Origin of the sequence: Anaerobacillus sp. CMMVII (assembly GCF_025377685.1) — a bacterium.
GTDB lineage: Bacteria > Bacillota > Bacilli > Bacillales > Anaerobacillaceae > Anaerobacillus.
Window position 1 is genome coordinate 474,580 of the sequence record NZ_JACEHK010000001.1, and the last position, 13,589, is coordinate 488,168.

Consider the following 13,589-nt stretch of genomic DNA (forward strand, 5'->3'; position numbering starts at 1 on the left):
ACGGTAACCAAAAAATCACATGGTAAATACCCATGTGATTTTTTTGATATGCATTGTTAATAATTGGACTGGATATATATGTTAATATGTTAATGAGGAATTCGTGTTTTATTCGTAAGCAATCTTTCATTACTAGATATTTTAAAAGCATCAATGTTTTAGAAAGGCATTTTTCGTAAACTTTGTTGCTTTTGGGTCGTCTTTTGAATAAATAAGCTATTTGGGTCAAATTTATTTGTCACAATGGCTTATTTATTCTTAAAAGCTTCACGCAAAGCGTGAAGAACCAAGCATTCGCTTGGTTACGACCTAAAAGCTTATAGCAACAATATTTAAGAAAAGAGCGTTTAGAAAAGATCCTTGAGAAAAAACGGAGGTATAATGTTGAAAAAGTTAATGGTTCACTTAATGGTACTAAGCGTAATTTTTTTTGGAGTAGTCGGTTGTGGGACGGGTAGTAATACGGAAAATAATAGCGGTGAAGAACCAAAAGGATCTGTAGCAACTAAGCTGGTGGATGATTTCGAGGTATCCATCAATGTGGACGATCGTGAAAATGACCCTATTGTTTATGCGACTATCACTTACCTAGGAGAAGATGCAGAAACAGATATTTATCATGGTGGAAGTATTTTTTTCTTTAATATCTATCAGATAGATGGTGACTTTGAGTACATGGGAGCGATGGACCTACCACTTATTACAACGAGTTTAAAGCGGAATGAGCCACACAATGTACAACTCATGGATAAGTCACTTAAAGCACTAGAAACAGGAACATATGAATTTGAAGCGATTGCAGATTTCTCCTTAGATATCGATGATATGGTTAATACAAGAATGAAGATAGAAGTTTCAACTATACATGAAATTGGCGGGAAGTAAATTTGGTCGCCTAATTGCTAGCGTGTGGAATATTGAGATTTCATTCGAGAAACGATAAAAATTTGAAACTTCAAAAAAAAAATGACGTAGATATAGCATACGCATAAACGGTCCTAAAGAGTTCGCAAGTATAAGTAAGTATCTTCCTTGATTGATAACAAGGTTGACGGAAAACAAAAAAGGACTTTACGAAGTCCTTTCTTATTAAATCTCTCTACTTTTCTTTTGTTGGGTCCGGATCTTTTTCTTCAGCGAATTCAAATGCGAAACTTTGGTTGAAGGTTCGCTGTTTTTCTCGGACGAGAGGTTTTACATTTTTTAAGATATAGGAATGAACAAACACTTCTGAACCTGCAATAAGGGTTGCCGAAATAATACTTCCCCAAGCAATTTGTAGGTAGCTATGTAAGAAAATCGCGCCAAATACCCAGACGATTATGTAGGTTAAGAAAAAGTCAGCGACAACTGAGTTCATTTTTCCGATTCGTGGAAGAAGAATTTGGTCGCCAATAAAATATGAAACAATGGTAACTAGTAAACTAAATGAAATAATTACCGCAAGGCTTGCTTCGAAGAATAAGCCTAAGCTAATCCAGAATACAATAACTGAAGTAACAAACTTAATTAATAGGATATTTAAATGCTTCATGTGTGAATCTCCTTTTTTAAAAGATTAGAAACTATAAATGTTTTAGTACTTGATGTCTAGCTCCATCACCCAGCCCCTCGAGGTCAATTAACCTTCGAGAGAAAAAGTGAACTTCCTTTTTCCTAGAATAAAAGTGAAAGAGCACACTTTTTTCTCGAAGAACATTTGCTTGTCGGGGCTAAAATGGGCGCTTGCGCTTTTCTTATTAGTTTGTGCAAATTGATGAAAAACCATACCTTCAAAGGAGAAGAAAATATGAAACATGATAATAGTGGAAGTCTTTATCTACATATAACTTTTGGTTCAGTAGGTATCATTCTGATCTATGGGTATTTTTGAGTTTCTTAAAACAGTAGAGAGTACATCGGGCTATGTTTTGACATTAGTAGGTTTTGTGATAACGGTTCATTATATATACCATTTGGAAAGGAAAGTCGGGCTTAGTAACAAGGTAATTTGGATTAAAGCAATAATTCTTATTTTAATTTTGGGTAGTATTTATTATTTCCCTTAAGAGTTAAATATTGAATCTAGCAAATAAAATACTAATAACAAATAAAAAAGTAAAGGCGAAACGTCTTTAAAAAATGGAGGTTTTCGGATGTCAAAGCAGATCGTTTACTGTGACAAGTGTTCGCGAGAAATTACGGATAGAGAAGATTTAGTAACAGCAGTATTCCTCTTTTCAGTTGTTCCGTATCATGACAATTGCTACTCGAAGGATTTGAAGGGAGCCAAAACACTGTTCTTAGATAATCAACCGCTCAACGGCTTTTCTGGTAATTTTATCTTTATCATTTCTATCATCATGGCGATTCTTTGGTTCCTTTTTGCTGATGCTAAAATCTATTCATTTCTTGCAATCCTACCAATTGGATACAGATTATATTCTTATTTTATGTATGAAAGACATACGGAAAAATATTATTGAAAAGCTGCTTTCTCAAGGTTGTTAAAAGTAATAAAGTAAAAGTTACTAGCAGGATAATTGATCCTTCAGCTAATTTTCAACAAAAAATAAAGGGACTTTTCAGAGAAGTGAGGACTAAATGTATTCATTACTAAAAAATTTGAAAGGATGTCAAAAATGGGACAAAAAAACTTTATTCCTGAGCAACACGTAAAAGCACGATCATTTTTCAGATTACTAGGTCCTGTCCTTCTTCTCATAGGAGGTGCGTGTATGCTTGTGGCCTTAGTCGACTTTTTTACAATTCAAGGTTTTGAAGAACCAAAGTTTTTCTGGTTATTTTTTGTAGCCATTCCATTCATCTTTAGTGGTTTTGTTGTTTCGGGACTTGGGTATGGTGGGACCGTTGCCAAATATCAAAGTAGAGAATATGCACCTGTAGCAAAAGATACCTTCAATTACTTGGCAAAGGAAACGACTTCAGGAGTAAAAGACATTACGAATGCTATTCAGCAGGGCGTTGGCTCAAAACAAGAGTTAACCTGCCATAGCTGTCAACACCCAAATGCTAGTCATGCTAAATTTTGCAGTGAATGCGGCGAAAAGTTGGCGCAAGTTTGTGGTCAGTGTGAACAAGTCAATTCACAAGAGGCCAAGTATTGTAACAGCTGTGGGAACACACTAGAAAAATAAACATGGAACGGTGCATATTTTCAATTAATAGATACGCTTTTATACTAGTAACAAGGCAAAAACGAATTGGTCATTAGGAGGGAAAAAAATGGGGAAAGCGGTGAATTTGCTACGAAGTTTGTTTATATTATTCGCTTTCATATTTTTTGGTAGTCTACTAGTATTTTATATAGCCCAAATCTATCTATTAGCTGGCTTTAATGTAGATAGTTTCTTGTGGCTAATAAATGTAGGGATTTATATTCTCTGTTTTGTTTTTTATCGGAATAAAGTACAGTTTGCTAGAAAGAAACTAACCAAGAACACATCGAATTCTCTTCTTTTGCTCTCTCTCCTGTTAATGCTATCACCCCTGCTATTAAATTTTTTTCTAGTACATCAGTTAGCGAATAATTTGGAACACTAAATTGAGGTGTTTCTTATGAAGAAATATATGATTGTAGCAATCGCCATTCTTTTGTTTGTAGTCCCGACTAGAACGGATGCAACAATTGAAGGGCACAAAATTGTTGCAAGGGTAAATAATGAGGATATCACGTTATATGCTAAGGAAGTGAATGGGTACTTCCAGGACTTTAAAATTGAGTTCAAAGGTGGAATACTCTCAAGATCATTTTGGGTAAACGAAGGAAATCCTACCTGGGCTCCAGAGATGATGTATGAAGATATTAACCAGGACGGCATGAAGGAGTTAACAATTATCTTGACCAGAGGGCATGGCACAGGGGTGTTAGAACAAGAGGCTTATATTTTTCACATCGAAACAAAAGAATTAGGAGAGGCTCTTGTTGAAGTACCAGTTGAGGTGCTTATTGACAATCCAATGGCAATTATATTAAAAAATGTGAGGACAACTTTAACCCCTGAAATTGCGACGATAAAAGTTGGTGACAAGCCTTATTCAATTGAACTTCAGCGTTTAAACATTCAACCTGAACACTTATTTCATGATGTTTCCTTTGGTAATATCACGAAATTTGAAGTAACCGATAACCAGTTGAAAGCTAAAATTGCAGCGCAAATTTCTCCTACAGGCTTTATTGGTGAGGTAGTCATCAAATATGAATTTCGAGATAAAATGTACCAAGCAAAATCAATTGAATTTAGTGAATACCATTGAAGAACATAAGAAAGCATTGCTGCACCTACAACAGCAATGCTTTTCTCCTATGAGTAACAAAAAGCCATACTTCGAAGCACTACTAAAGCATTCTACACTTCACTCTCTAACCGTAAGAACTTTTGAATTAGTTTGACATAATCGTCTTTTGGATAGGTTTTAGATAATAAGCTTGAAATACGGATCGGGTCGCCAAAAAAGTAACGTTCATAGTGGGTTTGTCTCGTTCCAAACGAACTCATGGTCAGGTCCCAGGCCAAGCGAAATAGTTTGACTCGATCTGCTGCTGATTTATTTGCTCCTTGAAGGTAATGGGTCAGGTCTGTTTGAATAACCGATGAAAAAGCTTTTTCGGTAGGTAGGGTTACCATGCCACTAGCTCCAATTAACTGAATAATTTCGCTGAAGCGAGGGTAAATTTTGGGGGAAATGTTACTAGCAACCTGAAGTGGAATAAGACTCGGGCGCATATAGCCCCATTCATCGACTTTTGCATCATTCTCCGATTTCTCCAACAGCGCTTTCTTCGTTTCAAGCCCGATTATAATCTCTGATAGTTTTTCTTGGATATGCTGGTATTCACCAACGTTAATCGTTTCGATCAGTAACTCCGCTACACCTAAGAAAAATTCCGTTTTGGCAATTTGCCTTGTCAACACTTGGTGAGTTGCGAAATGATGAAAGGAGCTTTGGATTAAAAAATCACGAGCTGCTTCGACATTGTCATAAAAGAATACCCGATTCCATGGAACTAAGACATTGTCAAAGACGATCAACGAATCCATTTCTTCATAGCGTGAACTAAGTGGATGATTAAAATGAGACTCTCCTCCGACAAAGCTTTCCCTGCATATAAATTTAACACCTTTTGTATTCGATGGAATAGCAAATGCGAAAGCTTCATCTTTGTCAAAGAACATACTAGGAGCACTGAATACTAGTACTTCATCCGTTAAACCGCCTTGAGTAGCGAGGAGACGTGCCCCCTTAATGACCAGTCCATCTTTCGTTCGTTCAATAACTTTTGCGGAAATAGGCTCTTTAGAATATTCAAAATAGACCTGGGAACGATTTACTTGAGGCGTAATAAATGTATGAGTAAACGAAAGGTCTTTTTCCCTAGCTTCTTCATAAAGTGCTTGGATATTTTCAGGAAAACAATTGTCTTTATCTTTCAACATTTTTTGTGAGGAGGCAAAGCTCATTAGAACAGTATTAAGATAGTCAGGGCTTCTTCCTAGCATGCCATTCGTATGTTTCGCCCATCGATCAATCATTTTTCTCCTTCTTACTAAATCGTCCTTCGTCTTCGGTTGGAGGTAGGACAGGCCAATCGGTTCGTTTGTTTTTGGTGATGAGAACGTCATCTCGGATTTTAATTCCGGTTTGCATTGCAAATCGTAAAGAGATGCTTTTGTTTGAAGTAGGCCCTTAAATGTGGGGTGTTCAGAGATTTTTCCCTCAACTTTTTCCCCGTCTAACCAAATCTTATTATTCAATCGGTCTAAGCGGTTGAGAAAATCCTCTCCGTTAATTGCTCCCATGTTACCACTCCCATGCGGATAAATAGCTGTATTTTTCTAGATGTTTCATTTTATTAGGGACTAAGTTAACTTGTTCCACATTTATAGAGCGGGCTAAGCCTAAACTAAGGAAAGCAGCCTCTATTTGAAAGGCTCTTTTCAAATAATTAGCTTAGTGTTATAGTGTATATATTGATATACACACTATAACATCTGGAGGGATACTAAATGAGCTTTTTCGAATTATTATGGGCCTATGCTCTTGTATTTTTATTATCGGCAATTCCATTTTTTGAAGCTTACGCGACTATACCACTTGGGATCATTGCGGGATTATCAGTCATACCAGCGTTAGTTATCGGTTTGGCAGGAAACATACTGACGGTAATACTTTTAATTATTTTTATAAATAAAATAAAGGACTGGCGCAAAAAACGTAAAAATGAAACGGAAGAGAATCAGCCGAGTAAACGGTCGCTTAGAGCACAAAAGCTATGGAAAAAGTACGGTTTACCCGGGCTAGCAATGATTGGACCACTATTTGTCGGAAGCCATTTAACGGCTTTTATGAGTGTCACCTTAGGTGGAACGAAAAAACGAACGGTGTATTGGATGATCACTAGTATCACGATCTGGAGTCTACTATTTTCAATCCTAGCTCATTTTGGAATTGACCTTTTTGGAGACAGAGATCATAGTTTTCTAGAGGATTTTATGAATAGATAGTTATTGAAGGGGAGGAGAAGTAAACAATGCTCAAGCAAGCTTTTTGGTTAGCGAAAAGGGAATTAAAAAACAATTGGATAGCATTTTTTTTCACAATGATCGCAACCGTTTTATTTGCGGGCTTCACAACCTTGCTTCTTGATCAATTAGCTAGATCGCTTTTTGGAACGGAAGCAATTCTTTACAACGATCTTCTGCTCGATATTATGTTTGTCGCGATCACACCATCATTAGCAGCAATTTTTATGTCTGGTCCATATTTGAGCTTTAGGACAGTTACCGAAGACCCTTTTAACAAACGAATGGCCTTACTTCGTTCATTACCAATTCCATTAAAAACATTAGCGTTAAGTCGGACGTTGATGATGTTATTGACTTTGTTGGTCATGTCGACAGTTTTTTATACTACCATAGTTTTCGCTTTACCTACTCATTTTTACGAATTGATCACGCGTAGTGAGCTACTCATCTTTATTCTCTTCTGGTTTGGCTATACATTAGCCTTAGGAGGAATCAATCCATTCATTGAGTATGGGACAAACGGGAAAATTTTGCATCTAACTCCATTTATATTACTGGTAGTAATTTTCATTACGATGGTCATTTATCGTAGCATCTTCGAGTACAGCATTGTTGAAATGAGTTTTCTGTTCGTGAAAGACTACAGGTGGAATCTCGTGACCATTTCGTTAATCGTTGGAGTAGTTGGCTGTTGGACTTGGAACCGATTGTTGGCGATGCGACTTCAGAAGAAAGACTTTATGTGATGGGGGGAAGGAACTATGAGGTTACCAATCCGTGTCTCTGAAGATAGTAGAGAACCGATTTATCATCAAATAGAAACGCAAGTGAAGTCGCTCATAGTCAGTGGTCAATTGCCACCAGGGACTCCGCTTCCTTCCATCCGTGCCCTTTCTATTGATTTAGCCTGTAGTGTGATCACGACAAGAAGGGCTTACCAAAACCTTGAAAGCAATGGTTTAATCAAAACAGTTCAGGGTAAAGGTACGTTTGTGAAGGAGATTGAGACCATAAGGAAAACAGAAACAAAGCACAAGGTAGCGTATGACTCGTTGATAAAGGCGATCGAACAAGCGGAGCGAATCGGCTGTACCGAAGAGGAAATCCGCATAATTTTTGATGAAATTTTCACACAACGAAAGCAATAAGGAGGATGAGCATGAACATGAACACCTCAATGGCAACAATAAAGAGTTTAACAAAACAATATAAAAAGTTTACGCTTGGTCCACTTGATTTTCAGATAGAAAAAGGGACTGCAATCGCCTTAGTCGGTCCAAATGGTTCTGGTAAAAGTACGTTTTTTCGATTGCTATTAAATATCATTCAGCATGATGGCGGAACGATTCAATTGTTTGGTAAAGATATAGTTGAAAATGAGACGGAAATTAAACAGAAGGTAGGTTATGTCGGTGACCTTTTAGAACCTTTCGCTCATGTCACCATTAAAGAACTTGCTACTCTAATCTCTTATTGGTATCCAAGTTGGAATCAGAAACAATATGTTCACTTTCTTCAAAGGTATAACATTGATGAAACAGCCAAATATGGAAAGTGCTCAAAAGGAACGAAGAAGAAAGTAGAATTTATTTTTTCTTTGTGTCACAGTCCAGAGTTGTTACTGCTCGACGAACCGACGGCTGGTGTCGATATTGGTTCGCAGCGAAAAATAAAGGAAGACTTACTTAATTTTATGGAGGACGGAGACAAAAGCCTAATCTTAGCCACGCATTCAGTAGATGAGATCAAGCAGCTTTGTGATTACATTACCATTTTGCACGAAGGAAAAATCATCCATTCTCTAAATAAGGATGAGATCTATGAACGCTGGTCAAGGGTGTGGGTATCAGAGGTAACTGATCCAATTAGAAGCCATCCGAATGTCTTAGATATCGACGGACCTCCGTTGCAAATCGTCACCAATGATCGTACAACATTAGAAGTAGCGCTAAAAAACGAGTTGATTTCAATCACCCATACGCAGCGCTTATCATTAGAAGAAGTCATCGAACATCTTATAGAAACGAATAAATCATCAACTGAATAGTTTTTGACATGTTTTGTAGATTTTTTAGGAGAAATGTCTTACTATGGAACCATGTAATAAATGAGTACAGGAAAAATCGGAGGAAGCCATGAAACAAAATCATCGTCAAAATAAATTTTATCAAGAGCTTTGGTTTGCTTGGGCAGGTTTGTTATTAATGCCACCTGTTGGGATATATGCATTATGGAAGTTTGGCCATTATCCAAAAGGTCTCCGAATTGCCTTAACGCTTGTTTTCGGTTTATTTTTCTTATATGTCATTACAGGCGACGAACTAAGGTTTTAAGTTTAGATAAGCAAGATAAAACGCATGGATCAATGATCATGCGTTTTTTTGTTACCTACCATTCAGCTAAATATTTGGTTTTATCTAATTGCCCATAAATTACCTCTTCCTCCGCCTGTAGGCTGAGGAGAAAATCAATCTATGGCTGGTTTTGGTGGAGGGAGTCTGATTTTATAATGAACGTATAGGATGGGAATATAACGAAGGAAGGTAATAGATATGTATAATAAAAGTTTTAAAATGTTTGTATTGATTTGGGTGGGGCAATTCGTTTCGGTTATTGGTACGAGTTTAACTTCGTTTGCTTTAGGATTTTGGGTGTTAACGGAAACTGGCTCGGTTACGCAGTTTTCGATGATCATTCTTTCTTTAGTTCTGCCAACGGTTATTGTTTCTCCTTTTGCTGGAGTGATTATTGATCGATTTTCAAGAAAAAAATTAATGATCCTAAGTAACTGTGTTGCAGCCTTTTCGACATTGATCATCCTTTTATTAGTGCTGACGAACAGTTTAGAAATTTGGCATATCTATGTAACTACGGCGTTCGCCTCGGCCTTTAATACGTTCCTTATGCCTGCTTATCAGTCTGTTATTTCGCTCTTAGTCCCGAATAAGCAGTTGGGACGCGCCAATGGAATGATCCAAGTAGGGGAGTCTGCCTCGATTATTATTGCCCCAACTGTTGCAGGTTTTCTCCTTCATTCAAATGGGTTACAAGCAGTCATTTTTGTTGATTTACTAGCTTTCACGGTTGCCCTTACAACCTTAATTTTTGCAAAAATACCAGAGCTACCAGTCAAGCAAACAACGAAACTAAACACGAAACAGTTTTTCGCTGATGCAAGAGAGGGCTGGAATTATCTCATGAGGCAACCTGCATTTAAATGGCTATTAATCTTCTTTGCCATTATCAATTTGTTACTTGGCTTCGTAAATGTGTTGCTTCAACCATTGATCATCTCGTTGTCTTCTGAACAGACTCTTGGTATGGTTTTATCTGTGACAGGATTTGGAATGTTGCTAGGTGGAATTTTGATTAGTGCCTGGGGTGGGCCAAAAAATAGAATAAACGGGATCTTTCTCAGCTGTGGGTTCGCAGGTCTTTTAATTGCTCTAGCTGGTTTCACGACATCGATTGTTTTCATTACCGCTTGTTTTTTCTTGTTCCTTTTCTTTATACCGATTGTAAATTCGTGCAGTCAAGCGCTATGGCAAAGTAAAGTAGAGCCGACGATTCAAGGTCGAGTGTTTACCATAAGGAGAATGCTTGGAGTTTCCTTATATCCACTCGCGATCATTATCGCTGGTCCGTTAGTAGATCAGGTATTTAATCCAATGATGGAGTCGAATGGAGTCCTAGCAGGAAGTATTGGACAAATGATTGGAGTGGGAGAAGGACGGGGAATCGGATTATTGTTTATAATTATTGGTTTATTATTTATGGTTGTCACTGCTGCCATCTACCTACAGCCTAAAGTACGAAATATGGAAAAAGAAATTCCTGATGCCTTAGTGGAGAGGAAGCATGGGGACGGTTCTAGTGCTTCCTGAAATAGTTGGAACCATGGGGCGCTAGGGAGAAATCTCTTGCGCTTTTGGTGATTAATTAAATTAAGGAATAGGATCGAACTTTTTAATAGAGAAAAACAAAAGGAGTTTGAATTAAAATTAAAATTAGTTAGTGATTTTTTCACTAGTATCGGCTTCTTGGCCGAAGAGCGGGGAAGCAGGAGAACCGCCCCACGCTTCTTTAGTCTGGAGTATGAAATGTAACAATGGTGCCAGCAATAAGATCGTGGATGGCACGCTTATCTTCTCTAAATATCACCATGAAAAAACTAACAATAGATCCAATCCCAAATGTTAATGTATAAATAAGTCCTGAGACGAGATTTCGTAGTAGCATCGTACCAATTCCAACTTGGTCACCGTTCATCTTTACGATCCTGATCCCCATAATTTTTTTTCCGACAGTGTAGCCCTTCCAAACGACTGGAAGGATGATACCATACAAAAACATTAAGATATCAAAGGGGAGAGTAAGTTCTCCGGAAATAGTATAACTTAGAATGCCAATTGGAAGAAAAATGATAAGGAAATCTAATATCTGGGCAAAAAATCTTTCCCCAAATCCAGCAGGATTTTCGTGAGCTGGGGTCTGGTTACTGTGCATAATACCACCTCATAGGTTTATTTTCATATTTCAGAGTGGTTCTAGTAGGTTGCTAGATCTTCTATGAAATCTCATAAGTTTACAGACTATTTTATCATAAAATTGGTAAAATGTGAGAACTAACTTTTCATTTAGGAAGTGCGGGGAAGCAGGAGAACCGTCCCCACGCTTCCAAAAGCTAAGGCACAGAGTTTATCTCTGTGCCTTTCGCTTCCATTTCCTAGTCTACAGTAAAAACGATTGTTTGATTATACGTATTCTCTAGATCTGAATCTAACCAAACCTCTAGTTCATAGGTTCCTTTCTCATAACCGTATAGAATAATAGTAGCTGAAATAGATTCCCCGGCAGAGATTACTTGATTAGTTTCAATCTCTTGAGTGGCAGCTTTCTCACTTACTTCATTACCTTCCTCATCTCGAACGATATAACTAAATCCACCGTTCTCACTGAAGGGAACTTCGATATTTTCCTTTGTATTATTTCTAACTTCATAAACAAATGTTTTTTATCTTTATCAGAAGTTGTTTCTGTAAGTGTAGCCGATAAATCTTCTGTGATTACGCCTGTATTATTTGAACCTTGTTCATTGCTTTCTGTATTTTTGGTTTCGCTGTTATTAATCGGAGCGTTTTGTACTTCCTCTGTAGCTCCACAAGCAACCAATAAAGCTAGAAAACTAATAACTAAAAAAGATACGATTCCTTTTTTCATGTGTACACCTCAAATAGTTTATTTTTAATTTGTTGTTTCTACATTCATTTGACGGCACAGGTATGAATTTCGTTTTAGCAATTAGAGAAAAAAATTTCAGGGAATATTAGTAATAGCTTTTATGTTTTCCTGACAAAAGTAGGAAATATTATGGGAAGGATTTTCGAAGGGAATGATGACAGTCAAATGAAAAAAATACTCTGTTTTCTGCTAATTTTACTTGCTATAGTTCCTTCAATAGCAGTAGCTTCAAAAGAACAACCTTTAAAAGCAGCATTTGTAAGAAACGATGATTTATGGGTGAAAATCGGTGAGGATGAGAAACAAATTACGAATGGAGATTATATCAGATATCCGAAGTGGTCTTATGATGGAAGTTGGATTGCCTATTTAAAAGGGGAAAAAAGTGACTTTCCATTTTATGAAGGTGAACTTTGGCTTTACAACCTCTCTCTAGAAAAACATATAAGACTTTCTGAAACTATAAACCGAAATTTCCAATGGTCTCCTAATAAAAATGCCATTGCCTTTCAATCTAGGCATTTCTTATATAAAAGTGATGAACCGTCATTTAATCTGATTTATCCCATCGGCTCTGGTATAAACAACTTTTCATGGTTGCCTAGTGGAGAAGGAGTTTTAACTTCAACAAAAACAGGATCCCAGCTAGATGCTGATATCCTGCTATCAAAAGTATTTTTTGATGGGTCACTAAATGAGAAAATCACGCAACCACTCTATACAATCCCAGTCTCAAAAGAAGAGTACTTCATCACGACAAGTTCTTTTCAATGGTCAGATGATCAGCAGTGGCTTGCTTTTTTGTTAACCCCAACTGCATCAGCGTCGGCGGACTCAAATACGCTCAGTATTCTTTCTGCTGATGGAAAAACATTTATGAAAATGGATGAAATGTTAAATTATGAAGAGTGGCTTCAATGGGCACCAAGTAAATCGCTCCTTGGCTATATTGGTGGTGGTGTTCGGGAGGCAACTAGAAATAAGAAAGTAAAGGTTTTGAACGTACTTGAACAATCATCTAAGGTTTACACTCCAAAAGGCTTTGTTGATCGAGATTTTACCTGGCTTACTGAACATCTCATGATTACTTCAAGGGCATTAGAAAGCGAGTGGGTAGAAGTTAATCAGAGACCATTACCAGCCTTATATAAAATTAATCTGCTGACAAATGAGCAAACAAAGGTAACCTTTCCTTTACAAAAGCAAGGCGACTTTTACCCGCAATATAGTGACGGTCAGCTGATCTGGATTAGGACCGATCGTCGTGCTGCTGATGTTTGGATAGCAAACCCAGATGGATCGAACTCTAAAAAGTGGATCCAAAATCTCGATGTTGGAAGTGGCTATTATGAAAAGTGGGATTGGGGTGGAGTTTTCGAAGCATGGGGACGGTTCTAGTGCTTCCTTAGATTAATCGAGGCGATCTCAATCCAGGTCTTAGAATGGAAAGAGGCTGTCCTAAAATTGTCTGACACTTTGTTTTGGGACAGCCTCTATTGCATCTTATTTATATTGTTTGCATTTGTTAATATGTAATAGAGGTTGCATTGGAAGAATTAATCAAACGTTTGATTAATTTTACCTTTTTGGCTTTTAGTGGAATTCAGGGGACGGTCCTGCCGCTTCCTCGAGGCTACATACACATTAATGAAGCAGCAGAACCGTCCCCGCGCTTCCCCACGCTTCATTTTTTTCTTTTTCTATTTTTGTATAAGTATATGAGGACTGAAACAATAGTTATCTTAAGTATGAGGTAACAGAAAAAGAATAATAGCTGATCTTTAATGTAATTTATCAAGCTATTCCCCTCCTTATCATTAT

General features: G+C 37.3%; 16 protein-coding genes. 11 read left to right on the forward strand and 5 right to left on the reverse strand.

Features of this window, described 5'->3' with window-relative positions:
- Positions 1-381 precede the first annotated feature (381 nt).
- Entirely contained in the window at positions 382-885 is a 504-nt protein-coding gene (locus H1D32_RS02595) for a hypothetical protein (protein ID WP_261176599.1), read from the forward strand.
- A gap of 214 nt (positions 886-1,099) precedes the next feature.
- Here the strand turns inward: H1D32_RS02595 and H1D32_RS02600 are convergent, their stop codons facing one another.
- The gene (locus H1D32_RS02600) at positions 1,100-1,534 is read right to left on the reverse strand and encodes a YndM family protein (protein WP_261176600.1); all 435 of its coding nucleotides are present in this window, start codon (positions 1,532-1,534) and stop codon (positions 1,100-1,102) included.
- Positions 1,535-2,135: 601 nt separating this feature from the next.
- Between H1D32_RS02600 and H1D32_RS02605 the strand changes: the two genes are divergently transcribed.
- The 3 genes from H1D32_RS02605 (at position 2,136) to H1D32_RS02615 (ending at position 4,257) form a co-directional block, all read left to right on the forward strand.
- Entirely contained in the window at positions 2,136-2,465 is a 330-nt protein-coding gene (locus H1D32_RS02605) for a hypothetical protein (RefSeq protein WP_261176602.1), read from the forward strand.
- 156 nt (positions 2,466-2,621) lie between these two features.
- Positions 2,622-3,137: a zinc ribbon domain-containing protein gene (locus H1D32_RS02610; RefSeq protein WP_261176603.1), complete on the forward strand. Its 516-nt coding sequence runs from the start codon at positions 2,622-2,624 to the stop codon at positions 3,135-3,137.
- A gap of 421 nt (positions 3,138-3,558) precedes the next feature.
- Positions 3,559-4,257, forward strand: a complete 699-nt coding sequence (locus H1D32_RS02615; protein ID WP_261176604.1) for a hypothetical protein — start codon at positions 3,559-3,561, stop codon at positions 4,255-4,257.
- Positions 4,258-4,349: 92 nt separating this feature from the next.
- On the opposite strand, the gene hpaB is transcribed toward H1D32_RS02615, so the two are convergent.
- Positions 4,350-5,801 carry a 4-hydroxyphenylacetate 3-monooxygenase, oxygenase component gene (gene hpaB, locus H1D32_RS02620; protein ID WP_261176605.1) on the reverse strand — a complete coding sequence of 484 codons (1,452 nt, stop codon included), beginning with the start codon at positions 5,799-5,801 and terminating at the stop codon, positions 4,350-4,352.
- 207 nt (positions 5,802-6,008) lie between these two features.
- On the opposite strand from hpaB, the gene H1D32_RS02625 reads away from it, so the two are divergent.
- The 6 genes from H1D32_RS02625 (at position 6,009) to H1D32_RS02650 (ending at position 10,411) form a co-directional block, all read left to right on the forward strand.
- A complete protein-coding gene (locus H1D32_RS02625; RefSeq protein ID WP_261176606.1) occupies positions 6,009-6,506 on the forward strand; it encodes a small multi-drug export protein in 498 nt (165 codons plus the stop codon).
- A 26-nt stretch (positions 6,507-6,532) separates the two neighbouring features.
- A complete protein-coding gene (locus H1D32_RS02630; RefSeq protein ID WP_261176607.1) occupies positions 6,533-7,273 on the forward strand; it encodes a hypothetical protein in 741 nt (246 codons plus the stop codon).
- A 15-nt stretch (positions 7,274-7,288) separates the two neighbouring features.
- A complete protein-coding gene (locus H1D32_RS02635) occupies positions 7,289-7,675 on the forward strand; it encodes a GntR family transcriptional regulator (protein WP_261176608.1) in 387 nt (128 codons plus the stop codon).
- 11 nt (positions 7,676-7,686) lie between these two features.
- On the forward strand, positions 7,687-8,574 hold the full coding sequence (locus H1D32_RS02640; RefSeq protein ID WP_261176609.1) for an ABC transporter ATP-binding protein: 888 nt from the start codon (positions 7,687-7,689) through the stop codon (positions 8,572-8,574).
- An 88-nt stretch (positions 8,575-8,662) separates the two neighbouring features.
- On the forward strand, positions 8,663-8,860 hold the full coding sequence (locus H1D32_RS02645) for a hypothetical protein (protein ID WP_261176611.1): 198 nt from the start codon (positions 8,663-8,665) through the stop codon (positions 8,858-8,860).
- A gap of 219 nt (positions 8,861-9,079) precedes the next feature.
- Positions 9,080-10,411, forward strand: coding sequence for an MFS transporter (locus H1D32_RS02650; RefSeq protein ID WP_261176612.1), 1,332 nt, complete (start codon positions 9,080-9,082; stop codon positions 10,409-10,411).
- A gap of 199 nt (positions 10,412-10,610) precedes the next feature.
- Here the strand turns inward: H1D32_RS02650 and H1D32_RS02655 are convergent, their stop codons facing one another.
- The 3 genes from H1D32_RS02655 to H1D32_RS02660 form a co-directional block, all read right to left on the reverse strand.
- The gene (locus H1D32_RS02655) at positions 10,611-11,033 is read right to left on the reverse strand and encodes an RDD family protein (RefSeq protein WP_261176613.1); all 423 of its coding nucleotides are present in this window, start codon (positions 11,031-11,033) and stop codon (positions 10,611-10,613) included.
- A gap of 220 nt (positions 11,034-11,253) precedes the next feature.
- Positions 11,254-11,499: a hypothetical protein gene (locus tag H1D32_RS25245; RefSeq protein ID WP_396126140.1), complete on the reverse strand. Its 246-nt coding sequence runs from the start codon at positions 11,497-11,499 to the stop codon at positions 11,254-11,256.
- Positions 11,430-11,747: a hypothetical protein gene (locus tag H1D32_RS02660; protein WP_261176614.1), complete on the reverse strand. Its 318-nt coding sequence runs from the start codon at positions 11,745-11,747 to the stop codon at positions 11,430-11,432. The genes H1D32_RS25245 and H1D32_RS02660 overlap by 70 nt, the downstream gene beginning before the upstream one ends.
- A gap of 150 nt (positions 11,748-11,897) precedes the next feature.
- Between H1D32_RS02660 and H1D32_RS02665 the strand changes: the two genes are divergently transcribed.
- On the forward strand, positions 11,898-13,166 hold the full coding sequence (locus tag H1D32_RS02665; RefSeq protein WP_261176615.1) for a TolB family protein: 1,269 nt from the start codon (positions 11,898-11,900) through the stop codon (positions 13,164-13,166).
- Positions 13,167-13,589: the final 423 nt, after the last annotated feature.

What these genes read in the sequence shown, in the direction of transcription:
- H1D32_RS02595 (WP_261176599.1), top strand. Translation starts at nt 382, where the DNA reads ATGTTGAAAAAGTTAATGGTTCACTTAATGGTACTAAGCGTAATTTTT.
- H1D32_RS02600 (WP_261176600.1), bottom strand. Translation starts at nt 1,534, where the DNA reads ATGAAGCATTTAAATATCCTATTAATTAAGTTTGTTACTTCAGTTATT.
- H1D32_RS02605 (WP_261176602.1), top strand. Translation starts at nt 2,136, where the DNA reads ATGTCAAAGCAGATCGTTTACTGTGACAAGTGTTCGCGAGAAATTACG.
- H1D32_RS02610 (WP_261176603.1), top strand. Translation starts at nt 2,622, where the DNA reads ATGGGACAAAAAAACTTTATTCCTGAGCAACACGTAAAAGCACGATCA.
- H1D32_RS02615 (WP_261176604.1), top strand. Translation starts at nt 3,559, where the DNA reads ATGAAGAAATATATGATTGTAGCAATCGCCATTCTTTTGTTTGTAGTC.
- hpaB (WP_261176605.1), bottom strand. Translation starts at nt 5,801, where the DNA reads ATGGGAGCAATTAACGGAGAGGATTTTCTCAACCGCTTAGACCGATTG.
- H1D32_RS02625 (WP_261176606.1), top strand. Translation starts at nt 6,009, where the DNA reads ATGAGCTTTTTCGAATTATTATGGGCCTATGCTCTTGTATTTTTATTA.
- H1D32_RS02630 (WP_261176607.1), top strand. Translation starts at nt 6,533, where the DNA reads ATGCTCAAGCAAGCTTTTTGGTTAGCGAAAAGGGAATTAAAAAACAAT.
- H1D32_RS02635 (WP_261176608.1), top strand. Translation starts at nt 7,289, where the DNA reads ATGAGGTTACCAATCCGTGTCTCTGAAGATAGTAGAGAACCGATTTAT.
- H1D32_RS02640 (WP_261176609.1), top strand. Translation starts at nt 7,687, where the DNA reads ATGAACATGAACACCTCAATGGCAACAATAAAGAGTTTAACAAAACAA.
- H1D32_RS02645 (WP_261176611.1), top strand. Translation starts at nt 8,663, where the DNA reads ATGAAACAAAATCATCGTCAAAATAAATTTTATCAAGAGCTTTGGTTT.
- H1D32_RS02650 (WP_261176612.1), top strand. Translation starts at nt 9,080, where the DNA reads ATGTATAATAAAAGTTTTAAAATGTTTGTATTGATTTGGGTGGGGCAA.
- H1D32_RS02655 (WP_261176613.1), bottom strand. Translation starts at nt 11,033, where the DNA reads ATGCACAGTAACCAGACCCCAGCTCACGAAAATCCTGCTGGATTTGGG.
- H1D32_RS02660 (WP_261176614.1), bottom strand. Translation starts at nt 11,747, where the DNA reads ATGAAAAAAGGAATCGTATCTTTTTTAGTTATTAGTTTTCTAGCTTTA.
- H1D32_RS02665 (WP_261176615.1), top strand. Translation starts at nt 11,898, where the DNA reads ATGGGAAGGATTTTCGAAGGGAATGATGACAGTCAAATGAAAAAAATA.